The following is a 25,266-nucleotide window of genomic DNA, read 5'->3' as shown; positions in this document are numbered from 1 at the left end:
GTACTTAAAAGCAGAGAACTATGGCAAAAACGTTATACGACAAATTGTTTGATTCCCACGTTGTGACCGAAGAAAACGGCACGGCACTCATTTATATCGACCGTCATTTGGTGCATGAGGTGACAAGCCCGCAAGCTTTTGAAGGTCTGCGTTTGGCTGGTCGTAAGCCTTGGCGTATTTCGTCTATCGTTGCAACGGCAGACCATAACACACCAACCAATGGTTGGGATAAAGGCTTGTCTGGCATTGCTGACCCTGTGGCACGTTTGCAGATAGAAACTTTGAGCGACAATATACGTGAGTTTGGCGCAAAAGCTTATTTCCCGTTTATGGACTCGCGTCAGGGGATCGTGCATGTGGTTGGCCCTGAGCAGGGTGCTACCTTGCCTGGTATGACTGTGGTTTGTGGTGATTCTCACACCAGTACACATGGTGCATTTGGTGCATTGGCGCATGGCATTGGTACTTCAGAAGTTGAGCATGTCATGGCAACGCAGTGCTTAGTACAGAAAAAATCTAAAACGATGCAAGTAGTGGTCAATGGCACGTTAGAGAAGGGCGTTACAGCTAAAGATGTGGCGCTGGCTATTATTGGTAAAACAGGTACGGCTGGTGGTAATGGGTATGCAATTGAGTTTGCAGGCTCTGTGATCCGCAATATGAGCATGGAAGGTCGCATGACTTTATGCAATATGGCGATTGAAGCTGGTGCACGTGCTGGGATTGTGGCTGTTGACGATACAACGATTAACTATGTAAAAGGTCGCCCATTTTCACCTAAAGCTGAGCAATGGGATGCTGCTGTGGCTTACTGGAACACTTTACATAGTGATGAAGGTGCTAAGTTTGATGCAACGGTTACTTTGGATGCAAAAGATATTCAACCACAGGTGACATGGGGTACATCGCCTGAAATGGTGGTTGGTATCGATGGCAAAGTGCCAAGCCTAGACATGGCTAAAAATGAAGTGCAGCGTGGTGATTGGGAGCGTGCTTATGCTTACATGGGCTTAACGCCTAATACGCCAATTAGTGATATTCAAATCGATAAAGTATTTATTGGTTCTTGTACTAACTCACGTATCGAAGATTTGCGTGCTGCGGCTGCCATTGCAAAGGGTAAGCACATTGCACCTAATGTCAAGCTTGCACTTGTTGTGCCGGGTTCTGGTTTGGTGAAAGCGCAAGCTGAGCAAGAGGGGCTGGACAAGATATTTACAGAAGCTGGTTTTGAGTGGCGCGAGCCAGGCTGTTCAATGTGCTTAGCCATGAATGCAGACCGCTTGTCTTCTGGTGAACGCTGTGCATCAACAAGCAATCGTAATTTCGAAGGTCGTCAAGGGCAAGGTGGGCGTACGCATTTAGTTAGCCCTGAAATGGCAGCAGCAGCAGCAGTCGCTGGTCACTTTGTTGACGTAAGAGATTTAAGCTAAATTTTAAAAAGGATATATCAATGAAAAAGTTCTTCTTTCTTGTCATGATCGCAGTCGCATTGTCAGCTTGCAATACCGTTGCAGGTATCGGTAAAGACATCGAAAAAGGTGGCGAGGTTATCCAGAAGTCAGCAAACTAAATACATCCTAGTTGCCTGAGATGTTGCCTTTGGGGAAATCTCAAAGTGCGACTAGATTATTAACTAAAACTTAAGAAAATAACATGCAAGCTTTTACGCAATTGAATGGATTAGTAGCACCGTTGGACCGCGCTAATGTGGATACTGACGCTATTATTCCTAAACAGTTTTTAAAATCAATCAAACGTAGCGGTTTTGGCCCAAACGCGTTTGATGAGTGGCGTTATTTAGACCAAGGTGAACCAGGTATGGACAATAGCAAACGTCCGATAAATCCTGACTTTGTGCTAAATCAGTCGCGCTATCAAGGTGCCAGAGTATTGCTTACACGTGAGAACTTTGGATGTGGCTCTAGTAGAGAGCATGCGCCTTGGGCGTTGGAAGATTATGGCTTTAAAGTAATCATTGCGCCTAGCTTTGCTGATATTTTCTTTAACAACTGCTTCAAAAATGGCATGTTACCTATCGTGTTAAGCGCAGAGGTTGTTGATGGATTGTTTAACCAAGTGGTCGCTGCTGAAGGTTATCAACTTAATGTTGATTTAAGTGCGCAAACAATCACAACGCCGACAGGTGAAGTACATCCGTTTGAAGTGGATGCTTTCCGTAAACATTGTTTGTTAAACGGATTAGATGACATCGGTTTAACCATGCAGCAACAGGATAAAATTAAGGCGTTCGAGCTTAAGCATCAACAAGCCCAACCATGGCTTTTTAATTAAGGCGATTTGAACGCAGGGCGCTGTTTAGGCCCTTTTGTAAATGCTTTGTTGATATCCTTTCATTTTAGTTTAGTAAATTCAAGTTTAAGAAAGTCTTTTCATGAAAATAGCAGTATTGCCAGGCGATGGTATCGGCCCAGAAATCGTTGCACAAGCGGTTAAAGTTTTAAATGCGCTTAATCTAGACATCAGCATGACTGAGGCGCCAATTGGCGGCGCTGGTTATGAGGCTTCAGGCGACCCACTGCCAGATGCAACCTTAAAGTTAGCTAAAGAGTCTGATGCTGTTTTATTAGGTGCAGTAGGTGACTGGAAGTACGATAAGCTTGAGCGTCACTTGCGCCCAGAACGTGGCTTGTTACGTATTCGTAAAGAGCTTAACTTGTTTGCTAATTTACGCCCAGCATTACTTTATCCAGAGCTTGCTTCAGCATCTACATTAAAGCCTGAAGTGGTTTCAGGTTTAGATTTAATGATTATTCGTGAGCTGACAGGTGACATTTATTTTGGTCAGCCTCGTGGTATTAGCACTTTAGAAAATGGTGAGCGCGAAGGCATTAACACTATGCGTTATAACGAATCTGAGATTCGCCGTATTGGCCGCGTAGCGTTTGACATCGCAATGAAGCGCAATAAAAAAGTTTGCTCAGTCGATAAAGCTAACGTGTTAGAAGCGACTGAGTTATGGCGTCAGGTGATGATTGAGTTGTCGGCAGAATATCCAGAAGTCGAGTTGAGCCATATGTATGTGGATAATGCTGCGATGCAGTTGATTCGCGCACCTAAACAGTTTGATGTGATGGTCACGGGCAATATTTTTGGCGATATCTTGTCAGACGAAGCTTCTATGCTCACAGGTTCGATTGGTATGTTGCCGTCTGCTTCTTTAGATGAAAACAATAAAGGTATGTATGAGCCTAGCCACGGCTCAGCACCTGATATCGCAGGTAAAGATATTGCTAATCCATTAGCGACAATTCTTTCAGTTGCCATGATGTTACGTTATACGTTTAATGACGAAGCAAATGCACAGCGCGTAGAAAACGCAGTGAAAAAAGCGCTGGCGCAAGGCTATAGAACTGCCGACATTTGGACAGAAGGTTCAACTAAAGTGGGCTGTAATGCAATGGGTGATGCAGTAGTTGCAGCACTTTAAGCTTAACTGCTTACGTTTAATCGCTTGGTAGGGCTGTGTCAGTGTAGTGAGAGTTTATTATTGATAATCTGTTGAATTGATTTCAGCAACCGTTAATTATTAAAAGTGGAAAATAAAATGCTTAAAGTAGGTTTTGTAGGCTGGCGTGGCATGGTTGGGTCTGTTTTGATGCAACGCATGTTAGAAGAAAATGACTTTGCACTCATTGAGCCGCAATTTTTCACAACCTCACAAGTGGGTGGCAAAGGCCCGAATGTAGGTAAAGATACGCCATCATTGCTGGACGCTAAAGACATTAACGCGCTAAAGGCAATGGATGCAATCGTGTCTTGCCAAGGCGGTGACTACACCACTGAAGTATTTCCGCAGTTGCGTGCAGCTGGCTGGAATGGCCACTGGATTGATGCGGCATCTACACTACGCATGGAAAAAGATGCGGTAGTCGTGCTGGATCCAGTCAACATGAACGTTATCCAAGATGCTTACGCGCAAGGCAACAAAAACTGGGTGGGTGGTAACTGTACGGTTTCATTAATGCTGATGGCTTTAAATGGCTTATTTAAGGCAGATTTAGTCGAGTGGGCAACCTCAATGACTTATCAAGCAGCTTCTGGTGCTGGTGCACAGAACATGCGTGAGTTGTTGAATCAAATGGGCGAAGCGCACCGTGTAGCAAGTGGCTTTTTAAAAGATCCAGCTTCTGCCATTTTAGATATCGATAGAGAAGTTGCCGGTACATTGCGTGATGAACGTTTCCCTACTGCACAGTTTGGCGTGCCTTTAGCTGGTAGTTTAATCCCTTGGATTGATAAAGATTTAGGCAATGGTCAAAGTAAAGAGGAGTGGAAAGGTGGCGTAGAGACTAATAAGATTTTAGGTCGAGAAGCTAACCCGGTGCTGATTGATGGCTTATGTGTGCGTATTGGTGCAATGCGCTGCCATAGTCAAGCGCTAACCATTAAGCTTAAAAAAGACGTGCCACTGGATGAAATCAGCCAAATGCTCGCTGAAGCAAATCAATGGGCAAAAGTGATTCCAAACGAGCGCGAGGTTAGCATGCGTGAGTTAACACCAGCTGCGGTGACAGGGACACTAACCACCCCAGTGGGTAGATTGCGTAAGCTTAATATGGGTAACGACTATCTGTCTGCATTTACCGTAGGTGACCAGTTGCTATGGGGGGCAGCTGAGCCATTACGTCGCATGTTACGGATTTTAATAGAAAAATAAATCAACCCAGAGTAAATCTGGGTTGTAAAAATACCTTACTAAATGCCGTTGCCAGATAATGGCTAAATATAATGTGCATTATGAGCTTGCATACCTAACTATTTGATGTTATTTTCATATTGCAAATATTTAGTACGTTTAAAGGTAGCGATGTGCGTAAATCAAAAATAAAGCAAATTTCGTTAGCGGTCTGCATGGCGTTTATGCCAATTGTTGGCTATACAGCAGGCTTGGGGAAACTAAATGTTAATTCTGGGTTGGGTGAACCATTAAAAGTAGATGTAGAGCTTTTGTCTGTTACCCCAGAAGAGCTCTCTACCTTAACAGCCGCGATTGCTTCTGAAGAAGCTTACAATGTGCAAGGGATTACTCGTCTTGGTATTCATAATAATATCAAAGTTGACCTTGCTAAAAGCGATGCCGGTGCACCCATTTTAAGAATCCGTTCCAGTATGCCAATCAACGATCCATATCTGGATATGTTGATTCAAGTTGACTGGGCATCAGGACGTTTATTACGAGAATATACCGTTTTACTTGACCCTCCTGAGTATAAGTCGACGGTGAGTGCGGCTTCTGATTTTATCCCTGTTATTAAACCTAGCACTAATGCTGGCGTGTCTACTGATACTAGTACGTTAAAACCTTTATCCCAAAATACAAGTAAATCTTCAAAGAAAAAGACAGCCGCCGCTAAGCCTGCTGCTACGCAAAAAGAGGCTGGTGGCGAATCTGGCTCGGTTCCTAATATAGATGAGCTCACGACTAAGCGTGGCGATACATTGGCTGCAATCGCGCAAAAGATGCAAATCGATGGCGTAAGTCTTGATCAAATGCTAGTCGGCTTATTTGAAAACAATCCGTCTGCTTTTGCTAATGGTAATATGAACCAACTGAAGGTTGGGCAAATCATTAAAGCGCCTTCTATTGAAGCGTTAACCTCAATCGATCCAAAACAGGCAAAACAAGCGTTGAAAGTACACGCGTCTAATTGGAATGCATATCGAAACTCACTTGCCGGCAATGTAAAGACAGCACTAGCCTCAGAAGATAATGAGCCAAAACAATCAGCATCAGGAAAAATTGCTTCAGCAGAAGATAAGTCTGCTGCGATTAAACCGGGTGTTCAAGACGTAGTGAAACTTTCTGCAGGCGACAAAAATATTGCCTCTAGTCAGAAATCAGGAACTGCGGAAGCTGATGCAAAAATAGTAGCGTTACAGGAAGAGGCGACTGCGCGTGAAAATGCGCTGAAAGAATCGTTATCACGTGCTGCAGCACTAGAAAAACAAATTGAAGATATGCAAAAGTTGCTGGCGCTGAAAAATCAGACCATGACTGAATTGCAAAAAAATGCAGGGCTTGCTACTGAGCCTGTTGTTGAAAAGCCTGCAGCTGAGAAGCCAGTGGCTATTGAGCCTGCCGTCAAAGCTGAATCTAAAAAACAAGCTGTAGCCAAAGTTTCTTCACCTGAGCCGGTCCAAGAGCAGTCTTTCTTTGAAAGCTTATTGGCTGGGCTAGATGTTAAATTATTGGGTGGCGCTGGTGCGTTGCTTGCGTTGGGAGTGGGCTGGTTGTTTTTGCGTAATAAGCGTAGAAAAGAGCTTGATAGCTTCGAACGAGGCATTCTCACTTCTGGTGGCTTACGCGCTAATACCGTGTTTGGCAATACCACTGGTAATTCAAGCACCTCTGATACTTCGTTTTTAACTGATTTCGCGCAGAGTGCTGATGGCAGCATGATTGATACTAATGATGTTGATCCGATTGCCGAGGCTGAAGTTTATATGGCTTATGGGCGCGATGCACAAGCCGAGGAAATACTCAAAGACGCTATCGTTAAAGAACCAAAACGTTATGAATTGCATCTGAAGTTGTTGGAAATGTATGCTGGTCGTAAAGACGTTTCTGCATTTGAGGCGATTGCGGGAGAGTTGTATACCACTTTAGGTGCGGATGACCCTACTTGGGCAAAAGTCGCTGAGATGGGTGCGAAGCTTGAGCCTGAAAATCCACTTTATGATGTTTCTAGTTCTGGTGTTGCGACCTCAGTTGCGCCAGTGTTAGCAGCAGCGGGCGTAGCATTATCAGCACAACAAGAGGATGGCTTGGACTTCTCTTTAGATGATGCTAGCTCTACATACGAGACTAAATTTGAATCCCCAGTAATGGAAGAAGTCAAACCGACGTTGTTTAATAGTGAATCTACCACTGAATTTAGTCCAAGTGATGTTGTGATGGAAAGCTTTTCTTCTGCCCAAGATGCTGATAATAGCCTTGAGTTTGATTTAGGTGTTCCTGAGATTGAGCCTGTTGTTGAAGTTGAGTCTAAGCCAACTGATGAAGTGATGCCTGCAGATGATGCTGTCATTAATGAGCCTGTTGTGACGGCTGATGATAACGCACTAGCGTTTACGTTTGGTTCTGATGATAGCAGTGAGTTAGCTGCCCCATTCAATGCTGAGTTAGAAACACCAGCAAATGATGCGAGTTCTTTTGAGGTACCATCCTTTCTGGAAACAGCACCAAGCATTGATTTCTCAGGTGAGTTTGCAGAAAATAACCATGCGGTATTAAAAGATGAGTTAAATGTTGTTGAGAGTGCTGCGATGGAGTTTTCTATCCCGGAGCCAGTGGCATTTGAAATACCTGATACGCCGATGGAGATATCATTTGATATTCCATCAGACAAAATTGAAGAGGCTAGCTTCGGTAGCAATTTAGATAAGCATGAAAGTGCAGTGGCTAGTAGCAAAAATGATCAGCCTTTAGATGAAGCTATCAACTTTGATTTCTCATTAAGTGACGACCTAGAGTCTCCTGAAATCGATACCAAAGATTCAGTAAGTGATGTTGCTAGCAATGAGTTTGACTTTTCTGCAATCAGCTTAGATTTGGGTGATGATACCCAATTGTCGGTTGAAAAAGACGATGATAATCTTGCAGTAGAAACGCCTGTATCTGGCGGCTCTGAAAATCAAGATGTTGATATTAAGCTTGATTTGGTTGCGGCATACATTGATATGGATGACAAAGAGGGTGCACGTGAGTTGCTTGAGGAAGTATTAAAAGAAGGTGGTCCTCAACAAAAATTAAAAGCTGAGCAATTGTTAGCTGGGCTGTAGTTGTGATTTAAACAAAAAGGCCGAGCATTTTGCTCGGCCTTTTTGTTCGTTGAAAGTATTTGTATTGAATAGTGTAATGGATGTTACTGGTTTGATTTTAATTACTGTAAAAATATAGGCTAGTCTACTTCAGTCCCAAATATTAAGTTCTTACTAAGATTTATTAAATATGCACCCATTTGTTAAGATGTTAATGTTTTTGTTGATGCTGTTACTGGCTGGCATTGTTGGTAATCAGTTGCTAATACTTATCATGCTGGTGCTGTCTGTTATGGCTATTAAGTTACAGCTCAAGATTTTTTTTGCTACATTAAGGCGGATGCGCTGGCTGTCTATCTCAATTTTTCTGATCTATGCTTTTGGTACGCCTGGAGAGATGGTGCAGCCATTTCCACTAAGTCTTGCACCAAGTTATGAAGGCTTGCATCTTGGTTTGTTGCAAATATCAAGGTTGTTGATTGCATTGGCCGCGCTCAACGTGTTGCTTGCGACTTCGACTAAAGAAGAGTTGATGTTGGCATTGTATATGTTGTTGCAGCCATTGAAATATGCTGGTTTAGATGTTGAGAAGTTTTCAGTTCGTTTGTTACTTACGCTTAACTATGTTGATGAGCTTGCTATCAAAGGTAAAACGAGTTTTAGTTTTAAGCACTTTAATGACATACATCGTGAATTGGATGCGATGCCAACTGTGGATGTTGTGTATTTTGAGAATAAATCTTTTAATTTAGTAGATAAAATTACGATGGTTGTGATGGTATTTGTTTTAGGCGTAATGATTACGATGGGGGCATAGTGAAGATTGCTTTAGGAGTATCTTACGATGGCTCACGCTTTTGCGGATGGCAGAGTCAGCCTTCAGCTTGTGGTGTGCAAGATGCATTAGAAGCGGCGATTCAGAGTGTTGCGCAACACGTGGTTAGAGTGCATGCTGCAGGCAGAACAGATACAGGTGTTCACGGCCTTGGCCAAGTGGTACATTTTGAAACTGATGCAAATCGTCCCTTGTCTGCGTGGGTGCGAGGGGTTAATGCACATTTGCCTGAAACTGTTAGGGTGGAGTGGGCGCATGAAGTGGGTGAATATTTTCATGCGCGATTTTCTGCATTTAACAGAAGTTATCAGTATTTGTTATACAACGCGCCGGTAGCTTCAGCAATTATGGCTAATAAAGCGGGTTGGTTTCATTTGCCTTTGGATTATGCAGCAATGCGAGAGGCCGCCACATATTTGGTTGGTGAGCATGATTTTACGGCTTTTCGTGCGTCTGAATGCCAAGCAAAAACAGCTGTCAGAACCTTATCAAAAGCTGAGGTTTTAAACGCGGGGCAATACTTTCTATTTAATTTCTCAGCCAACGCCTTTTTGCAGCACCAAGTACGAAATATGGTTGGCGCGTTAGTTTATATTGGAAAAGGTAAATACGCGCCCAGTTATATGCAAGAGTTGTTACAAAATAAAGACCGTACATTGTCTCCACCGACATTCTCTCCCAATGGGTTGTATTTAACTGATGTTGGTTATGATGAAAAGTGGGGATTGCCAAAAAACACTCAGCCAGGCTTGAAAATATTGGTTTAGCGTTACAATGACATTAGCACCGATGGTGATGAAAATTTAAGTGACTATGATCATGCAAGTTAAAGGATATGGGTTTGAGAGTCAGAGTTAAAATCTGTGGTATCACTAGGGTTGAAGATGCTTTATCTGCTGTGGCGCACGGCGCCGATGCCGTTGGCTTGGTTTTTTATGCGCCTAGCCCAAGAGCTGTATCTATTGAGCAGGCAGCGCAAATCGTCAAACAAATCCCCGCATTTGTTAGCGTGGTAGGCTTATTTGTGAATGCTGAAGAGAGTTTCGTGCGTGATGTGGTGTCGAATGTTGCATTAGATCTACTCCAGTTTCATGGAGATGAAACACCTGAGGAATGCGCGTGTTATGGCTTACCTTTTATCAAGGCAATTCGCGTTAAGTCAGACACAAATTTGGTACAATGTGCGAAAGATTATTCTGCATCTAGGGCCTTGTTGTTAGATACCTATACAGAAGGTGTTGCTGGTGGTACGGGTCATGTGTTTGATTGGGGTTTAATTCCGCCTGATTTAAATAAGCCTGTCGTATTGGCTGGTGGTTTAACCGCAGAAAACGTGGCTTTAGCGATTCAGCAAGTCAAGCCTTATGCCGTTGATGTGAGCGGCGGAGTAGAAGCATCAAAAGGAATTAAAGATGCAGCAAAAATTGCTGCGTTTATGCAACAAGTCTATTTGTAATTAGAACCTATTTTAATTTAAACCTATTTTTAACTTAAATAGCATGCAGTGAGTTTAAGTGGAGATTGAATATGCAGCTTTATGATATGCCAGATGCACGTGGGCATTTTGGACAGTTCGGTGGTACTTTTGTCGCGGAAACTTTGGTGGAAGCACTTGATGAGTTACGTGTGATGTACGAGAAGTATCGCCATGATCCTGAGTTTTTGGCTGAGTATGCATATGATTTAAAACACTTTGTTGGTCGCCCAAGTCCAATTTACCACGCAAAGCGCTTATCCGACCAAGTTGGCGGAGCTCAAATCTATTTAAAGCGTGAAGACTTAAACCATACGGGTGCGCACAAAATAAACAACACGATTGGCCAAGCGCTGTTAGCTAAACGCATGGGTAAACCTAGAGTGATTGCGGAGACTGGCGCAGGGCAGCATGGTGTTGCTACTGCCACTATTGCAGCACGGTTGGGTTTGGAGTGTGTGGTATACATGGGTAGCGAAGATGTTAAGCGCCAAGCACCAAACGTATTCAGAATGAAATTGTTAGGTGCGACCGTTGTGCCGGTTGAAAGTGGCTCTAAAACGCTTAAAGATGCCCTAAATGAGGCGATGCGTGATTGGGTGACTAACGTACATAATACTTTTTATATTATTGGTACTGTAGCAGGTCCACATCCATATCCAATGATGGTGCGTGATTTCCAAGCGGTGATTGGCGTAGAAGCCAAAGAGCAGATGCTGGAGATGGCAGGACGTCAGCCTGACGCTGTGGTTGCCTGTGTAGGTGGCGGTTCAAATGCCATGGGCATTTTCTACCCGTATATTGATGTGCCTAACGTAAGGTTAATTGGTGTTGAAGCAGCAGGGCATGGCATTGAGACAGGTATGCATGCTGCACCACTCACGGCTAATAGCCCAGTTGGTGTTCTGCATGGTAACCGTACTTACCTAATGCAAGATGCAGATGGTCAGATTATCGAGACGCATTCTGTTTCAGCTGGTTTAGATTACCCCGGTGTTGGCCCTGAGCATGCTTGGCTGAAAGATATTAAACGCGCAGAGTATGTGGCGATTACTGATGATGAAGCAATGGCTGCATTCCATAACCTATGCCGTACTGAAGGTATCATTCCTGCATTGGAGTCTAGCCACGCATTAGCGTATGGACAAAAATTGGCTAAAACCATGAGTAAAGATCAAATAGTGTTGGTTAACTTATCAGGCCGTGGTGATAAAGATATCAACACTGTTGCTAAACTTGCAAACATTACTTTATAAACCTTAACGTTAAGGTGATAGTTTCTTCAGTCAGATATCTTCATATCAATCATGCGTAGCACTGTACTCAAACAATACGGCTTACGCATGGCTTTTGTGTAGCATGCATATTGATTAAAATCTCGCCTTAGATAAATTAACTAGTACAACATTAAGCTACCTATGTCACGAATTCAAACAACTTTTGCTACTTTAAAACAGCAAGGTAAAACAGCCTTGATTCCCTATATTACGGCAGGTGATCCACATCCTAAACATACCGTTAATTTAATGCACACATTAGTTAAAAATGGTGCAGACATGATTGAGCTTGGCGTACCATTTTCAGATCCGATGGCAGATGGCCCTGTTATTCAGCGCGCTAGTGAGCGTGCTTTAGTGCATAAGGTTGGTTTAACAGCGGTGTTGGATATGGTGAAAGAGTTTCGTCTAACCAATCAAACAACCCCGATTGTTTTAATGGGTTATGCTAACCCGATTGAAGCGATTGGACCTACGGTGTTTGCCGATAGAGCAAAAGCTGCGGATGTTGATGGCGTTATTACCGTGGATTACCCACCAGAAGAGTGTGGTGACTTTGTTAAAGAGTTGCGTGCACGTGATATTGACCCTGTATTTTTATTGTCACCAACCACTGAGCCAAAACGTGTAGAGTTAATCGTTAATCAGGCGAGTGGTTTTGTGTATTATGTGTCGCTTAAAGGCGTTACTGGTGCGGCAAATCTAGATATTGTTGAGGTTTCTGCGCGTGTTGCTTCAATTCGTCAGCAGACAACGCTACCGGTTGGTGTTGGTTTCGGGATTCGTGACGCAGCGACTGCAAAAGCAACGGCAGCCATTGCCGATGCGGTTGTCGTAGGTAGCCGTATGGTGCAGGAGATTGAAGCTTCTAATGATGATAATTTGTTAGAGAATGTCGCTGCACTGATGAAAGAATTAAAAACCGCAGTTGATGCTGCGTAATTGTTAAAAGGGATATGCAATGGGTTGGTTAAATAAATTACCGCAAAAAATTCAACGTGTTGTTGGGGCAGATAAGAAAACAGTACCAGAAGGTCTTTGGAGCAAGTGTTCATCTTGCCAGTCTGTACTTTATCGTAAAGATCTAGAAGACAATGCGGAAGTATGTCCTAAATGTGGCTACCACAATCGTATAGGCGCGCGTGCACGTTTAGCACAATTGCTGGATGCGGAAGGTCAGTTTGAGATTGGCGCGAACGTGCAGCCAATTGACCCGTTAAAGTTTAAAGATAGCAAAAGCTATGCTGAGCGTATTAAAGAGTCACAAAAAGCAGTCAATGAAAAAGATGCCTTGATTGTGATGCAGGGTAGTATCAAGTCTGTCCCTGCTGTGGTTGCAGTGTTTGAGTTTAAGTTCATGGGTGGTTCAATGGGCTCTGTTGTTGGCGAGCGTTTTGCCCGTGGCGTACAAACTGCGATCGACAACAAAATGGCATTTATCTGTATTTCTGCCAGTGGTGGTGCCCGTATGCAGGAAGGCTTGTTGTCTTTGATGCAAATGGCTAAAACTAGTGCGGCACTAACGCAATTAAGCAAAGCCGGTTTGCCATATATCTCGGTTTTGACAGATCCGACGATGGGTGGCGTTTCTGCTAGTTTTGCCATGTTAGGCGATGTGATTGTTGCAGAGCCGCAGGCTTTGATTGGTTTTGCAGGTCCTCGTGTGATTGAGCAGACGGTTCGTGAGACCTTGCCTGATGGCTTCCAGCGAGCAGAGTTCTTGCTAGAGCATGGTGCAATTGATTTGATTATTGATCGCCGTGAGATGCGTAATCGATTGGCTTCTCTTTTAGCTAATTTAATGCGCTTGCCAGCTGTGGCTTAATATTTGGTTTTATTATATAAACTTAGCGATTAACTCTTGGGACTGACTTTAAATGCATAAAGGTTTTTTGCATGTTTAATAGTTTGACACCGAAAGCTTTACCTAAAGATTTGTTAGCTTGGTTAAGGTACATTGAGCAGTTGCATCCCAATGCCATTGAAATGGGTTTGGATCGCATCAAGACTGTCGCTAATCGATTGGGTTTGAAGCCAGCGTTTAAGATCGTTACAGTAGCCGGTACTAATGGTAAGGGCTCAACCTGCACGATGTTGTCCCAAATATACCAGCATGCAGGTTATCGTGTCGGTTGTTATACATCACCACACATCTTGCGGTATAACGAGCGTGTGAATGTTGATGGGCAGGAAGTCAGTGATGCGTCTTTATGTGCTGCATTTGCTGCAGTTGAAGAGGCGCGGCAGGGTGGTTCAGATAACGGTGATGCAATATCGCTAACCTATTTTGAAATTGGGACGTTAGCCGCAGTGTGGCATTTTGTTCAAGCCAAAGTTGATGTTGCAATATTGGAAATAGGGCTTGGCGGTAGATTAGATGCTGTTAATGCTTTTGAGCCAGACTGTACGATTGTGACAAATGTAGATTTAGATCATCAGGATATTTTGGGACATACACGAGAGCTGATTGGTTTTGAAAAAGCTGGTGTCTACAGACCTTTCATTCCAGCCATATGTGGTGATATTGACCCACCTGAAACGTTAATCGCTTATGCTAAACAAGTGAAGGCTGATTTGAAATGTATCCATCATGAGTTTGGATATGAACTAGATGATGCTAGTTGGTATTATTTAAGCAATCAACAACGAATGTACCCATTGCCTATCCCTGCATTAAAAGGGCAGTATCAATTAAGTAATGCCGCGTGCGCTGTGACGGCTATCAATGCATTGCAATCAGTGTTGCCGGTGTCTGTGGATGCGATTGCAAAAGCAATCCAAGAGATTAAGCTCGTCGGTAGATTTTATACTGACTCCCGATTCCCTTGGTTGATATTAGATGTTGCCCATAATCCTCATGCCGCAGTTGCTTTAGCAGATAATCTAAAGACGCTTAAGTCAAGCCATATACCTGTCAAGAATAACGCTGAATGTCAGATGCAGGTTACCTCTGTCTTCTCAATGTTGGCAGATAAAGATATCAAGGGTGTGATTGAGGCTTTGAAGGATGAAATAAGCGCTTGGTATGTTGCACCGATTGAACATGTTAGAGGTGCAAGTGTTAGTGCGCTAGTGAACGCGATTAGTGAAGTGATCCCGAATGCGTCAGTGAAAGTGTTTGATAATTTAGGTGATGCTTATTATCAAGCCTATATCGATAGAGAAAGCTGTATAGAACAGCATGAAAATGATAAAATCGTGGCGTTCGGTTCGTTTTTTACAGTGTCTGGTGTGATGCAATATTTAAACGAACATGTAAACACATCCTTAAGGAAGCAGTAATGTCTGTAGATTTGCCAGTGGATCAAGCATTAATACTTAAAAAGAGGGCACGTAGACGCTTGGTAGGTGCGGTTGCGCTTGTACTGTTGATGCTTATTGTATTGCCGCAGATACTTCAAGATCGTTCTGAACTGACAAAGCCAGAATCTATTAAAATTACAATGCCTGAGGTAAAGCATGAGCAAGCTTATGCGCTAAGTGAACCGCAGGTGCCAGTTCGCACAGATATTGACCAACCAGTCGCTGAAGCTGAATACACAGCTGAGGCTGAGCCCGTGGATACACCTAGTGCGGAAAGTGTTGCGGTGCTAAAAGAAGCGGAAGCAAAAGAGGCTGAACGTAGAAAGTCTTTAGCGAAAGCTGCAGAAGCTAAAGCGGAACCAGTAGATTTGCCAAAACCAGTGGTTGTGCCAAAAGTTGAAGTCAAAAAGGCAGAGCCTGTCAAAACGATTAAACCTGTTGAAAAAGCACCAGCTGAAGTGATTGCTGCTCCAGTTAAGGCGGTTGAAGATAAAGCACCAACAAAATCTGAAGGTAATTTTACGGTTCAGGTTGGGGTGTATTCTGATGTGGCAAATGTAAAGCGTTTGCAGGATCAGCTAAAGCAGGCTGGATTTGCAACGACTACCGAAAAAGCGACCACGCCTAAGGGTGACGGGCTGCGTCTTAAAGCAGGTAAGTTTACATCTCGTCAGGATGCGATGAATGCGTTGGTGAAGATCAAAGAGATTGGACTACCGGGTATCGTTATTAGTAATGATTAGTTTGATATTACTTCGCACTAGCCTTAAGCAACGATGCATTCTGATGGAATTGGTAGAGATTTAAAATGACGGTTTTTGACTATATTGTATTAATCATAATAGGGTTGTCTGTAATACTAAGCGTCATGCGTGGCATGATTAGAGAAGTGCTAGCGATTGTTGGGCTGGTCGCCGCGTTTTATGTAGGCATTACTTATACCAATCAACTTCTCCCGATGATGCCGGTAGATATCCCTAACGATGCACTCCGTGTGTTAGCGGCTTTTTTGGTACTGTTTTTAGCAACTTTATTGCTTGCAACTTTGCTAGGCATTGCACTATCTGCGATTTTTAAGAAAGCAGGATTGGGTTGGTTAAATCGCTTCTTAGGTGCTTTATTTGGTGTCGCCCGCGGCCTGCTCATTGTATGCGTGATTGTCTTTCTCGCAGGGTTGACCGATATCCCTAAAGACCCTAGGTGGCGTAATGCAATGTTTAGCGCACCGATAGAGGCGTTAGTAGTTAACTTGTTGCCTTGGGTGCCTGAGAGCATCGCGAAGCACGTTAAGTACGACTAGAATTATTATTTATATAGAAGGCTCGATACATGTGTGGAATTATAGGGATTGTTGGTAAGAACCCAGTTAATCAGTTGTTGTATGATGGATTACTGGTGCTTCAGCATAGAGGTCAAGATGCCGCAGGCATTGTGACCTGTGATGGTAATACCTTCTTTATGCATAAAAATAACGGCCTAGTGAAAGATGTGTTTCAAACACGTCATATGCGTAGCCTTGTTGGTAATGCAGGTATTGCTCACGTACGTTATCCAACTGCAGGTTCATCCAATGCCGCTGAAGCGCAGCCGTTTTATGTGAATTCTCCGTTTGGGATTGTATTGGGCCATAACGGCAACTTGACCAATTCTGAGCAATTAAAATCAGAAATGTTCCGTCAGGACTTACGCCACATTAATACGAGTTCAGACTCTGAAGTATTGCTTAATGTGCTTGCACATGAAATTGAAAAAACATCACGTAACGCAGTATTGAATACTGACATGGCATTTGATGCAGTTGCTGGCGTTCACAAACGCTGTAAAGGTGCGTATGCCGTGGTGGCGATGATTGCTAACTTTGGTTTACTTGCATTCCGTGACCCTAACGGCATTCGTCCATTGGTGATTGGTAAGAGTGAAACTGACAAAGGCACTGAATACATTGTCGCTTCTGAAAGCGTGGCTTTAGATGTATTAGGCTTTCAAGTTGTGCGTGATGTTGAGCCTGGTGAAGCGGTATTTATTGATATGGAAGGTAACTTCTATTCACGTCAATGTTCTGATGAAGCGAAGTTGAATCCATGTATTTTTGAGTATGTATATTTGGCGCGTCCGGACTCAGTGATTGATGGTGTGTCTGTTTATCAAACGCGTTTGGATATGGGGAAGAGCTTAGCTGAGAAAATTAAGCGTGAATGGGCTGATAAAAAGATTGATGTCGTGATTCCGATTCCTGATACTAGCCGTCCAAGTGCGTTGCAAGTTGGTTTGGCGTTAGGGTTAGATTACCGTGAAGGTTTTATTAAAAATCGATATATTGGCCGCACGTTCATTATGCCCGGCCAAGCATTACGTAAAAAATCAGTCCGTCAAAAATTAAATCCAATTGGGATTGAGTTTAAAGGTAAAAATGTTTTACTGGTAGATGACTCGATTGTGCGTGGTACGACCTCTCAGCAGATTGTGCAGATGGCACGTGATGCAGGTGCAACTAAAGTGTATTTTGCTTCAGCGGCACCTCCAGTTCGTTTCCCAAATGTGTACGGTATTGATATGCCAAGTCGTGACGAATTGTTGGCAACAGGGCGTAGCGATGAAGAAATTTGTAAAGAGATTGGTGCAGATGCACTCATCTATCAAGATCTTGATGCTTTGGTAGATGATATCAAGCAAAGTAACCCTAAAATCAAAGATTTTGACTGTTCATGCTTTGATGGTAAATATGTGACTGGTGACATTAGTGAGGCATATTTGTCTAAAATTGAATCTGCGCGTGGTGATGGGCAAAAGAATGCTAAACCAGCAAACTCAAGCACACAGTTGGATTTGAATTTAATCAATGCCAATGGACTTGAGGTTGAAGAAGGCGCTTAAATTAGGCTTTCTAAAATATGTAATCGCTCATGTTAAATGCTTGACTGTGTTTACAGTTAAGACTAACATGAAGTTGCGCTGATTTGAGTTTGCCAACATTAATCAAGGCCACACTCAGCTTGCGGGCGCATTATAAATACAGCTAAAGCGAGTAAAAAAAGAACCCGTTTTAGCGCAATGCTTGAGCGGGTTTTTTTATGCCTGAGAACTTAGAGGAAATGATGAATAATAATTTACAATTTCACCCAGAAACACTGAGTGTACGTGCTGGTAGCGAATCAACTGAATACGGAGAAAACTCTGAAGCTTTATTCTTAAATTCCAGCTTTAGGTTTGAAAGTGCAGCACAGGCCGCAGCTCGATTTGGTGGTACTGAACCTGGCAATATTTATTCACGCTTTACTAACCCTACCGTCACGATGTTCCAAAACAAGCTGGCTGCTTTGGAAGGGGCAGAGCAATGCGTTGCAACTTCTAGTGGTATGTCTGCAATTTTGGCGTGCGTGATGGGCTTGTGTTCGGCTGGTGATCATGTCGTTGCTTCGCGCAGTATATTTGGTACTAGCGTGCAGTTGTTTGGCAATATACTTAAACGCTGGGGTTTGGAGGTAACCTTTGTGTCGCTCACTGAACCTGATGAATGGGCGGCTGCAGCAACAGCAAAGACTAAACTATTTTTTGTAGAAACTCCGTCAAATCCATTAACTGAGGTGTGCGATATCAAGCTGTTAGCAGACATTGCACATAAGGCAGGTGCGCATTTAGTGGTTGATAATTGCTTTTGTACGCCAGCGATACAGCGTCCATTAGCATTGGGGGCTGATATTGTGATTCATTCTGCGACAAAATATATTGATGGGCAGGGTAGATGTTTAGGTGGGGCGGTATTAGGGTCTAAGGCGCTGATGGAGCCAGTTTATGCGTTTTTACGCACAGCTGGCGTGACCATGAGTGCTTTTAATGCATGGGTGTTTTTAAAAGGGTTGGAAACATTGCATGTCCGTATGGAGGCGCATGCCAAGAACGCTTTAGCGTTGGCAACATGGCTAGAGGCGCAGCCGCAAGTTAGTCGTGTACATTATCCAGGGCTAAAATCTCATCCACAGCATGCGCTAGCCATGAGCCAGCAACTTAGTGGTGGCGGTATTGTGACGTTTGAAGTGAAGCCAACATCAGGTAGGTCTGCACAAGAGTCAGCCTGGGCTTTAATTGACTCTACGCAATTGATATCAATTACTGCGAATTTAGGGGATGCAAAAAGCACGATTACGCACCCAGCAACGACCACGCACAGCAGAGTAACGCCTGAAGCGCGCGCGGCTGCAGGCATTAGTGATGGCTTGGTACGCATTGCAGTAGGTTTGGAGCATATTGAAGATTTAAAAGCGGATTTGGCTTTATTAACACGCTAAATGCTGTTCTGTTTGATGTAAGTCATTAGCTGCAATGTTTAATTGAGATAAAAAGACAACCCTAGGGTTGTCTTTTTCAATTAGCACTCTGCCCATTACGATTTTAGTAAGTGATGTGCAGTTTTGATTTGTCGTCAAAAGGTTAGCAAAACGTGGCATCGGAACTATTTAATAACGGTAAGCACATTTGTGTCAAATTCAGCGATTTGTCAGACACTGATGCGTCGGATGAGGCTGTTCAGTCAAACCAGTTTTTGATTGTCAATAACGGTCACGGTGCGCTGATTGACCCAGGTGGTAATATGACCTATAGCGCACTGGTGATGGGAATGGGAAAGTATTTTCACTTTCGTAAGCTAGATTATATTTTTGCATCCCATCAGGATCCGGATATCGTAGCATCCATCAATAAATGGCTGGTAGGCACTGAGTGTAAGGTGCTTGCGCCTGCAATTTGGGAGCGATTCTTGCCGCATTTTTGTAGTGTCGGAAATACCAAAAACCGTATTATTGGTATCCCTGACCTAGGTATGAATATCACCCTTGGCGATGCAATTATCAAAGCGATACCCGCACACTTTTTACATTCAGAAGGCAATTTCCAGTTTTACGATGTGACAAGTAAGATTTTGTTCTCGGGAGATTTGGGTGCCTCGTTGGTGCACCACGACCTTGCTGTCGAGCCAGTCACTAATTTTGACGATCATTTGCCTGCGATGTTGCCTTTTCACCGCCGCTATATGACCTCTAACAAAGCCTGCCGCTTATGGGCTGCAATGGTACGTAATTTAGAGATTGATTCTATTGTGCCGCAGCATGGACGCTCTTTTGTGGGTAGGGACATGGTTAGTCGGTTTATTGATTGGGTTGAGAGCCTAGAATGCGGTATAGATTTAATGACGCAAGAACACTACAAAATCCCTTAAATAATTGCCTGTTGGTGTGCTAGTTCGCCACTAATTTCCAATCATCATTAGGCTTTTGCAGCGAGTAAAGTTTACTCAAGTGTAACGAGTAGAAATTACACAAGCATCATGGTGTAAATTTGATGCCGATTGCTTAAGTTTTTGATGCCATTTCATACCGCATAAAATAAGCCTTAAATTAACTAAAATGCAGTGATTCCGTGCTTATTGGCTGATTTAATTTCCATAAGATTCAGCCCTCATTTTTAGTGTTGAAAAACTATGTTAAAAGTATGGTTGTAAGCGTTATTTTGCGCGCTAATCATGCTAAAATTTGCCTCATATAAAAACCATTATAAGACAGTCAAAATATGGATCAATTCGCTAAAGAAACCCTCCCAATTAGTTTAGAAGATGAGATGCGTCGATCTTACCTCGATTACGCAATGAGCGTAATTGTGGGGCGTGCTTTACCTGATGTTCGTGATGGTCTGAAGCCTGTGCATAGACGCGTTTTATTCGCCATGCATGAGCTGTCTAATGATTACAATAAACCATATAAAAAATCTGCACGTATCGTAGGCGATGTAATCGGTAAATACCATCCTCATGGTGATACGGCGGTTTATGACACCATCGTTCGTATGGCACAAGATTTCTCATTGCGCTATATGTTGGTGGATGGACAGGGTAACTTTGGTTCAGTGGATGGTGATAATGCGGCGGCGATGCGTTATACGGAAATCCGTATGGCTAAAATTGCACATGAATTGTTAGCCGATATTGATAAAGAAACTGTAGATTTTGGCCCTAACTACGATGGTTCCGAACATGAGCCATTAATCATGCCTGCACGTATTCCTAACCTGCTCATTAACGGTAGCTCAGGCATTGCGGTAGGTATGGCAACAAATATTCCACCACACAACATTAACGAAGTGTTGGATGCCTGTTTTGCATTGCTTAAAAACCCAGAAACAACGGTGGAAGAATTAATCGAATTAGTGCCAGCACCTGACTTCCCAACAGCTGGTATTATTTACGGTACTGTGGGGGTGAAAGAGGGTTATCGCACAGGTCGCGGTCGCGTTGTGATGCGTGGCCGTACTCACTTTGAAGACATGGACAAGGGTGGGCGCCAATCAATTATTATTGATGAGTTGCCTTACCAAGTGAACAAGAAAACATTGATTGAAAAAATCGCTGAGCTTGTGAACGAGAAGAAAATCGAAGGCATCTCTGATTTACGTGATGAGTCTGATAAATCGGGCATGCGCGTAGTAATCGAGCTGAAACGTGGCGAGATTCCAGAAGTTGTTTTAAATAATTTGTATAAACAAACGCAGCTTCAAGATACTTTTGGTATGAATATGGTGGCCTTGTTAGATGGCCAGCCACGGTTGCTGAACTTAAAGCAGATGCTGGAGGCGTTCTTACGTCACCGTCGTGAAGTGGTTACGCGCCGCACTGTGTTTGAATTGCGTAAAGCGCGCGAGCGTGGTCACGTGTTAGAAGGCTTAGCGGTTGCGTTGGCAAACGTAGACGAAATGATTGCGATTATTAAAGCTGCGCCAACGCCACCAGAAGCCAAAAAAGACTTGATGGCAAAATCTTGGCAGTCTCCTGTGGTTGAGGAAATGCTAAGACGTGCGGCGATGGAAGCGGCGCGTCCAGATGGATTGGCTGTTAACTTTGGTTTGACGCCTGATGGTTACAAATTGAGCGATGTGCAAGCGCAAGAAATCTTGCAAATGCGCCTGCAACGCTTGACTGGCCTTGAACAAGACAAAATAGTCAACGAATACAAAGAAGTCATGGATGTGATCGCCGACTTGCTTGATATTCTAGCAACAGCTTCACGTGTGACGACTATCATTACTGATGAGTTGAATGAAATCAGAAGGCAGTTTGGTGATAAGCGCCGTAGTGAGATTGTGGTGAATGCGCAAGATTTATCATTGGAAGATTTGATCTCACCGCAAGATGTTGTGGTGACGCTGTCTCATACTGGTTATATTAAATCACAACCCTTAGATGAGTATCGCGCACAAAGACGCGGTGGTCGTGGTAAACAGGCTGCTGCCACGAAAGAAGATGACTTCATCGATAAAATGTTTGTGGCAAATACCCATGATTACATTTTATGCTTCTCAAACCGCGGCCGTGTTTATTGGCTTAAAGTGTATGAGGTACCACAAGGTAGTCGTACCAGCCGTGGTAAACCTATTGTTAACTTATTCCCGCTGGAAGACAACGAAAAAATCAACGCGATTCTTTCAGTGAAGAGTTTTGATGAAAATCATTTTATTTTCATGGCAACGTCACTGGGTACCGTGAAGAAAACAGCGTTAACTGAATTCGCTAACCCACGTAAATCTGGCATTATTGCGATTAATTTAGATGATGGTGATTACTTGATTGGTGCTGAAATCACCAATGGTAGTAACGATGTAGTGCTAGTGTCAAACGGCGGTAAAGCGGTATGGTTTGATGAAGATGAAGTCCGTCAAATGGGTCGTGCAACACGTGGTGTTCGCGGCATGAAGCTTGCCGAAGATCAGCAAGTGTTATCACTGCTGATTGCATCAGACGACCAGCAAACGGTGATGGTGGCGACTGAGAACGGCTATGGTAAACGTACCGTGCTAGCAGATTTCCGCCGTTCAGGCCGCGGTACACAAGGTGTGAAGGCGATTGCAGTGAGTGAGCGCAATGGTCTTGTGGTTGCTGCCAAACTAGTGAACGATGAAGATGAAATTATGCTGATTACTACTGGTGGCGTATTGATTCGCACACGTGTCAGTGAGATTCGCGAGTTAGGCCGTGCAACGCAGGGCGTTATCTTGATTAACCTGGGTGAAGGAGAAAAACTCTCAGGAATCGAGAAAATTGTAGAAACGGATGATGACGAAGATGGCGAAATCGACAGCGATGTTGAGGTTAATGACGAAATCAACGGCGACACCGAGTAGTGTTCGGTGATGCTAGGCTACGCAGGGGTTTGATGCGAGTCTTGTTCGCCAGTCAATACATGCACTGATGAGCAGTGTCACTGCATGTATTACAATGATCTTTGTTTAACTACTTAATTTTAAATAATATTTTTTACTTTTAACTTAATTGATGACTAAAATTTATAACTTTTCTGCAGGACCTGCAGTTTTACCTAAGCCAGTATTAGAACGTGCGCAAGCTGAGATGTTAGATTGGCACGGCTCAGGCATGAGTGTGATGGAAATGTCGCATCGTGGCAAAGAGTTCACCAGCATTCTGGCTAAAACTGAAGCGGATTTACGTAAGCTTCTTAATGTTCCACAGAACTATAAAGTGTTGTTTTTGCAGGGCGGCGCCATTGCAGAAAATGCAATTATTCCAATGAATTTACTGAATGGTGGCGAAGCTGACTATGTAGTAACAGGCGCATGGTCTAAACGCAGCGTGGAAGATGCCAATGCGTATGGAAAAATCAATGTGGTCGCAAATGGTGAAGCGGATGGCTTTACCAACGTACCAGCATTCTCAACTTGGCAGCTTAATAAAGATGCCGCCTATCTGCATATCTGTACTAATGAAACGATCAATGGCGTAGAGTTCGATGGTTTACCAGATGCTGGCGATGTGCCTATTGTTGCTGATATGTCTTCACATATACTTTCTCGCCCGATTGATGTGAGTCAGTATGGTGTGATTTATGGCGGCGCACAAAAGAATATTGGCCCTGCTGGGCTATGTATCGTGATTGTGAGAGAAGACCTGCTTGATCGCGCATCACCTTTAACACCAGCTGTGTTTAATTGGAAAACACAGTCTGAAAACCAATCAATGATTAATACGCCACCAACTTATAGTATTTACATTGCAGGCTTAGTGTTTGAGTGGTTGTTAGCGCAAGGTGGTGTAAGCGCGATAGAGCAAGTGAATATCGAAAAAGCCAATATGCTCTATGATTACATTGATAGTACTGATTTTTATATCAATAACATAGCGGTCCCTAATCGTTCACGTATGAATATTCCATTTTTCTTAGCGGATGAATCATTAAATGATGCTTTCTTAAAAGGTGCAGAAGCTAAAGGTTTGCTGCAGTTAAAAGGGCATCGTATGGTCGGTGGTATGCGTGCGTCAATTTACAATGCAATGCCGATTGACGGTGTACAGGCGTTGGTGAGTTATATGCAGGAATTTGAAAAAGCGCACTAATATGTCTAAAGAACAATTATCAAGCCTGTTAAAACAGCATCGTGATCAAATTGATGCGATTGATGAACAAATCCTTAAACTTGCCAATGAGCGAGCGAGTCACGCGCGCCACATAGGTGAGCTTAAAGATGATGGGGTGATTTACCGTCCTGAACGCGAGGCGCAGGTGTTAAGGCGCTTATCAGCGTTAAATCCAGGACCGCTACCTGCAGAAGCTGTGACAAATATATTCCGTAGCATTATGTCTAACTGCCGCGCACTAGAAAAAGAAATGACTGTTGCTTTTTTAGGCCCGCTCGGTACTTACAGTGAAGAGGCTGCGCTTAAGCAGTTTGGCGAAGGCAAGCATGCTGTTGTCTGTGGTTCAATTGACGAGGTTTTTCGTACGGTTGAGTCTGGTCAGGCTGATTATGGTGTGGTGCCAGTAGAAAACTCAAATGAAGGTGCTGTTGGTTTAACATTAGATTTGCTGTTGAGTAGCCCGCTCAAAATTTGTGGTGAGGTAACAATACCAATTCACCATTGCTTGCTCTCTAAGCAGACTGATATACATCAAATATCACACGTGTTCTCACACTCACAGTCTTTAGCACAGTGCCACGAGTGGCTAAATAAGATGCTGCCAAAAGCTCAGCGTGAACCGGTAACAAGTAATGCGCGTGCCGCACAGATGATTCATGATTTGATTGTTGCGGATGGTACTTTTGCCGCGGCCATTGCGAGTAAGCGTGCAGCTGAATTGTTCAGCTTGAATATTCTTGCTGAAAATATTGAAGATGACCCTAAAAATACTACACGTTTTCTAGTGTTGTCCGCGCATGATGTTGCGCCATCAGGTCAAGATAAAACTTCTTTTGTCACTGCGACCAAAAATCAGCCTGGTGCAATACTAGGTTTATTAGAGCCATTGGCTAAGCATAATGTCAGTATGACTAAACTGGAATCAAGACCGGCAAAAGGCGGCATGTGGGAGTACGTGTTCTATGTTGATATAGAAGGGCATGTGCAAGATCCCAATGTCGCTTCAGCGATAGATGAAATTACCTCAAAGGCTTCTTATCTTAAACTTTTAGGGTCTTACCCGCTGGCGATTATCTAGCATCTGTCAGGATTTATGTTTTTTGTTCGGTGATTTTTACGCTAGATTTCTCGCTAAAAATGGCAATATGCTGACATGATAGTGCTTTTTAGCGTACTGGCA

21 protein-coding genes are annotated in these 25,266 nt (G+C 43.4%); all 21 read left to right on the top strand.

The window, feature by feature from the left end:
* Nucleotides 1–20 precede the first annotated feature (20 nt).
* The 21 genes from leuC to pheA all read left to right on the top strand — a co-directional run bounded on the left by leuC (nucleotide 21) and on the right by pheA (nucleotide 25,164).
* Nucleotides 21–1,433, top strand: coding sequence for a 3-isopropylmalate dehydratase large subunit (gene leuC, locus FG24_RS10950; RefSeq protein WP_036303406.1), 1,413 nt, complete (start codon nucleotides 21–23; stop codon nucleotides 1,431–1,433).
* Between the two features lie 20 nt (nucleotides 1,434–1,453).
* Complete coding sequence (locus FG24_RS10945; protein WP_036303405.1) at nucleotides 1,454–1,573, top strand: entericidin A/B family lipoprotein; 120 nt, start codon at nucleotides 1,454–1,456, stop codon at nucleotides 1,571–1,573.
* An 83-nt stretch (nucleotides 1,574–1,656) separates the two neighbouring features.
* A complete protein-coding gene (gene leuD, locus FG24_RS10940) occupies nucleotides 1,657–2,295 on the top strand; it encodes a 3-isopropylmalate dehydratase small subunit (RefSeq protein ID WP_036303403.1) in 639 nt (212 codons plus the stop codon).
* Between the two features lie 100 nt (nucleotides 2,296–2,395).
* The gene (gene leuB / locus FG24_RS10935) at nucleotides 2,396–3,451 is read left to right on the top strand and encodes a 3-isopropylmalate dehydrogenase (protein ID WP_036303401.1); all 1,056 of its coding nucleotides are present in this window, start codon (nucleotides 2,396–2,398) and stop codon (nucleotides 3,449–3,451) included.
* 117 nt (nucleotides 3,452–3,568) lie between these two features.
* A complete protein-coding gene (gene asd / locus FG24_RS10930) occupies nucleotides 3,569–4,681 on the top strand; it encodes an aspartate-semialdehyde dehydrogenase (protein WP_036303400.1) in 1,113 nt (370 codons plus the stop codon).
* A gap of 152 nt (nucleotides 4,682–4,833) precedes the next feature.
* Entirely contained in the window at nucleotides 4,834–7,806 is a 2,973-nt protein-coding gene (locus FG24_RS10925; protein WP_235189767.1) for a FimV/HubP family polar landmark protein, read from the top strand.
* A gap of 169 nt (nucleotides 7,807–7,975) precedes the next feature.
* Entirely contained in the window at nucleotides 7,976–8,602 is a 627-nt protein-coding gene (locus FG24_RS10920) for a CbiQ family ECF transporter T component (RefSeq protein ID WP_036303398.1), read from the top strand.
* A complete protein-coding gene (gene truA / locus FG24_RS10915; protein WP_036303397.1) occupies nucleotides 8,602–9,387 on the top strand; it encodes a tRNA pseudouridine(38-40) synthase TruA in 786 nt (261 codons plus the stop codon). Before FG24_RS10920 ends, truA begins: the two co-directional genes overlap by 1 nt.
* 74 nt (nucleotides 9,388–9,461) lie before the next feature.
* Entirely contained in the window at nucleotides 9,462–10,076 is a 615-nt protein-coding gene (locus FG24_RS10910) for a phosphoribosylanthranilate isomerase (protein WP_036304272.1), read from the top strand.
* A gap of 71 nt (nucleotides 10,077–10,147) precedes the next feature.
* Nucleotides 10,148–11,350 carry a tryptophan synthase subunit beta gene (gene trpB / locus FG24_RS10905; RefSeq protein WP_036303395.1) on the top strand — a complete coding sequence of 401 codons (1,203 nt, stop codon included), beginning with the start codon at nucleotides 10,148–10,150 and terminating at the stop codon, nucleotides 11,348–11,350.
* A gap of 162 nt (nucleotides 11,351–11,512) precedes the next feature.
* On the top strand, nucleotides 11,513–12,313 hold the full coding sequence (gene trpA / locus FG24_RS10900) for a tryptophan synthase subunit alpha (protein ID WP_036303393.1): 801 nt from the start codon (nucleotides 11,513–11,515) through the stop codon (nucleotides 12,311–12,313).
* A 19-nt stretch (nucleotides 12,314–12,332) separates the two neighbouring features.
* Nucleotides 12,333–13,196 (top strand): acetyl-CoA carboxylase, carboxyltransferase subunit beta, encoded by an 864-nt coding sequence (gene accD / locus FG24_RS10895; RefSeq protein WP_036303391.1) that lies wholly within the window; start codon nucleotides 12,333–12,335, stop codon nucleotides 13,194–13,196.
* 71 nt (nucleotides 13,197–13,267) lie between these two features.
* Nucleotides 13,268–14,653, top strand: coding sequence for a bifunctional tetrahydrofolate synthase/dihydrofolate synthase (folC, locus tag FG24_RS10890; protein WP_036303390.1), 1,386 nt, complete (start codon nucleotides 13,268–13,270; stop codon nucleotides 14,651–14,653).
* Entirely contained in the window at nucleotides 14,653–15,417 is a 765-nt protein-coding gene (locus FG24_RS10885) for an SPOR domain-containing protein (RefSeq protein WP_036303389.1), read from the top strand. Before folC ends, FG24_RS10885 begins: the two co-directional genes overlap by 1 nt.
* A 65-nt stretch (nucleotides 15,418–15,482) precedes the next feature.
* Entirely contained in the window at nucleotides 15,483–15,974 is a 492-nt protein-coding gene (locus FG24_RS10880; protein ID WP_036303388.1) for a CvpA family protein, read from the top strand.
* 29 nt (nucleotides 15,975–16,003) lie between these two features.
* On the top strand, nucleotides 16,004–17,548 hold the full coding sequence (purF, locus tag FG24_RS10875) for an amidophosphoribosyltransferase (RefSeq protein ID WP_036303386.1): 1,545 nt from the start codon (nucleotides 16,004–16,006) through the stop codon (nucleotides 17,546–17,548).
* Between the two features lie 221 nt (nucleotides 17,549–17,769).
* Entirely contained in the window at nucleotides 17,770–18,960 is a 1,191-nt protein-coding gene (locus FG24_RS10870) for an O-succinylhomoserine sulfhydrylase (protein ID WP_036304270.1), read from the top strand.
* Between the two features lie 152 nt (nucleotides 18,961–19,112).
* Nucleotides 19,113–19,886, top strand: a complete 774-nt coding sequence (locus FG24_RS10865; RefSeq protein ID WP_036303384.1) for an MBL fold metallo-hydrolase — start codon at nucleotides 19,113–19,115, stop codon at nucleotides 19,884–19,886.
* A 350-nt stretch (nucleotides 19,887–20,236) separates the two neighbouring features.
* A complete protein-coding gene (gyrA, locus tag FG24_RS10860; RefSeq protein WP_036303383.1) occupies nucleotides 20,237–22,837 on the top strand; it encodes a DNA gyrase subunit A in 2,601 nt (866 codons plus the stop codon).
* Between the two features lie 151 nt (nucleotides 22,838–22,988).
* Nucleotides 22,989–24,065 (top strand): 3-phosphoserine/phosphohydroxythreonine transaminase, encoded by a 1,077-nt coding sequence (gene serC / locus FG24_RS10855; RefSeq protein WP_036303382.1) that lies wholly within the window; start codon nucleotides 22,989–22,991, stop codon nucleotides 24,063–24,065.
* 1 nt (nucleotide 24,066) lies between these two features.
* A complete protein-coding gene (gene pheA, locus FG24_RS10850) occupies nucleotides 24,067–25,164 on the top strand; it encodes a prephenate dehydratase (RefSeq protein WP_036303381.1) in 1,098 nt (365 codons plus the stop codon).
* The last annotated feature ends 102 nt before the right edge of the window (nucleotides 25,165–25,266 follow it).

The organism is Methylotenera sp. L2L1 (assembly GCF_000744605.1).
GTDB lineage: Bacteria > Pseudomonadota > Gammaproteobacteria > Burkholderiales > Methylophilaceae > Methylotenera.
The sequence above is the reverse complement of the archived record's forward strand: the minus strand, read 5'-3'. Positions and strand labels throughout refer to the sequence as shown.

What these genes read in the sequence shown, in the direction of transcription:
- leuD (WP_036303403.1), top strand. Translation starts at nt 1,657, where the DNA reads ATGCAAGCTTTTACGCAATTGAATGGATTAGTAGCACCGTTGGACCGC.
- purF (WP_036303386.1), top strand. Translation starts at nt 16,004, where the DNA reads ATGTGTGGAATTATAGGGATTGTTGGTAAGAACCCAGTTAATCAGTTG.
- pheA (WP_036303381.1), top strand. Translation starts at nt 24,067, where the DNA reads ATGTCTAAAGAACAATTATCAAGCCTGTTAAAACAGCATCGTGATCAA.
- trpB (WP_036303395.1), top strand. Translation starts at nt 10,148, where the DNA reads ATGCAGCTTTATGATATGCCAGATGCACGTGGGCATTTTGGACAGTTC.
- serC (WP_036303382.1), top strand. Translation starts at nt 22,989, where the DNA reads ATGACTAAAATTTATAACTTTTCTGCAGGACCTGCAGTTTTACCTAAG.
- asd (WP_036303400.1), top strand. Translation starts at nt 3,569, where the DNA reads ATGCTTAAAGTAGGTTTTGTAGGCTGGCGTGGCATGGTTGGGTCTGTT.
- leuC (WP_036303406.1), top strand. Translation starts at nt 21, where the DNA reads ATGGCAAAAACGTTATACGACAAATTGTTTGATTCCCACGTTGTGACC.
- folC (WP_036303390.1), top strand. Translation starts at nt 13,268, where the DNA reads ATGTTTAATAGTTTGACACCGAAAGCTTTACCTAAAGATTTGTTAGCT.
- accD (WP_036303391.1), top strand. Translation starts at nt 12,333, where the DNA reads ATGGGTTGGTTAAATAAATTACCGCAAAAAATTCAACGTGTTGTTGGG.
- FG24_RS10945 (WP_036303405.1), top strand. Translation starts at nt 1,454, where the DNA reads ATGAAAAAGTTCTTCTTTCTTGTCATGATCGCAGTCGCATTGTCAGCT.
- FG24_RS10870 (WP_036304270.1), top strand. Translation starts at nt 17,770, where the DNA reads ATGAATAATAATTTACAATTTCACCCAGAAACACTGAGTGTACGTGCT.
- gyrA (WP_036303383.1), top strand. Translation starts at nt 20,237, where the DNA reads ATGGATCAATTCGCTAAAGAAACCCTCCCAATTAGTTTAGAAGATGAG.
- FG24_RS10880 (WP_036303388.1), top strand. Translation starts at nt 15,483, where the DNA reads ATGACGGTTTTTGACTATATTGTATTAATCATAATAGGGTTGTCTGTA.
- leuB (WP_036303401.1), top strand. Translation starts at nt 2,396, where the DNA reads ATGAAAATAGCAGTATTGCCAGGCGATGGTATCGGCCCAGAAATCGTT.
- trpA (WP_036303393.1), top strand. Translation starts at nt 11,513, where the DNA reads ATGTCACGAATTCAAACAACTTTTGCTACTTTAAAACAGCAAGGTAAA.
- FG24_RS10920 (WP_036303398.1), top strand. Translation starts at nt 7,976, where the DNA reads ATGCACCCATTTGTTAAGATGTTAATGTTTTTGTTGATGCTGTTACTG.
- FG24_RS10885 (WP_036303389.1), top strand. Translation starts at nt 14,653, where the DNA reads ATGTCTGTAGATTTGCCAGTGGATCAAGCATTAATACTTAAAAAGAGG.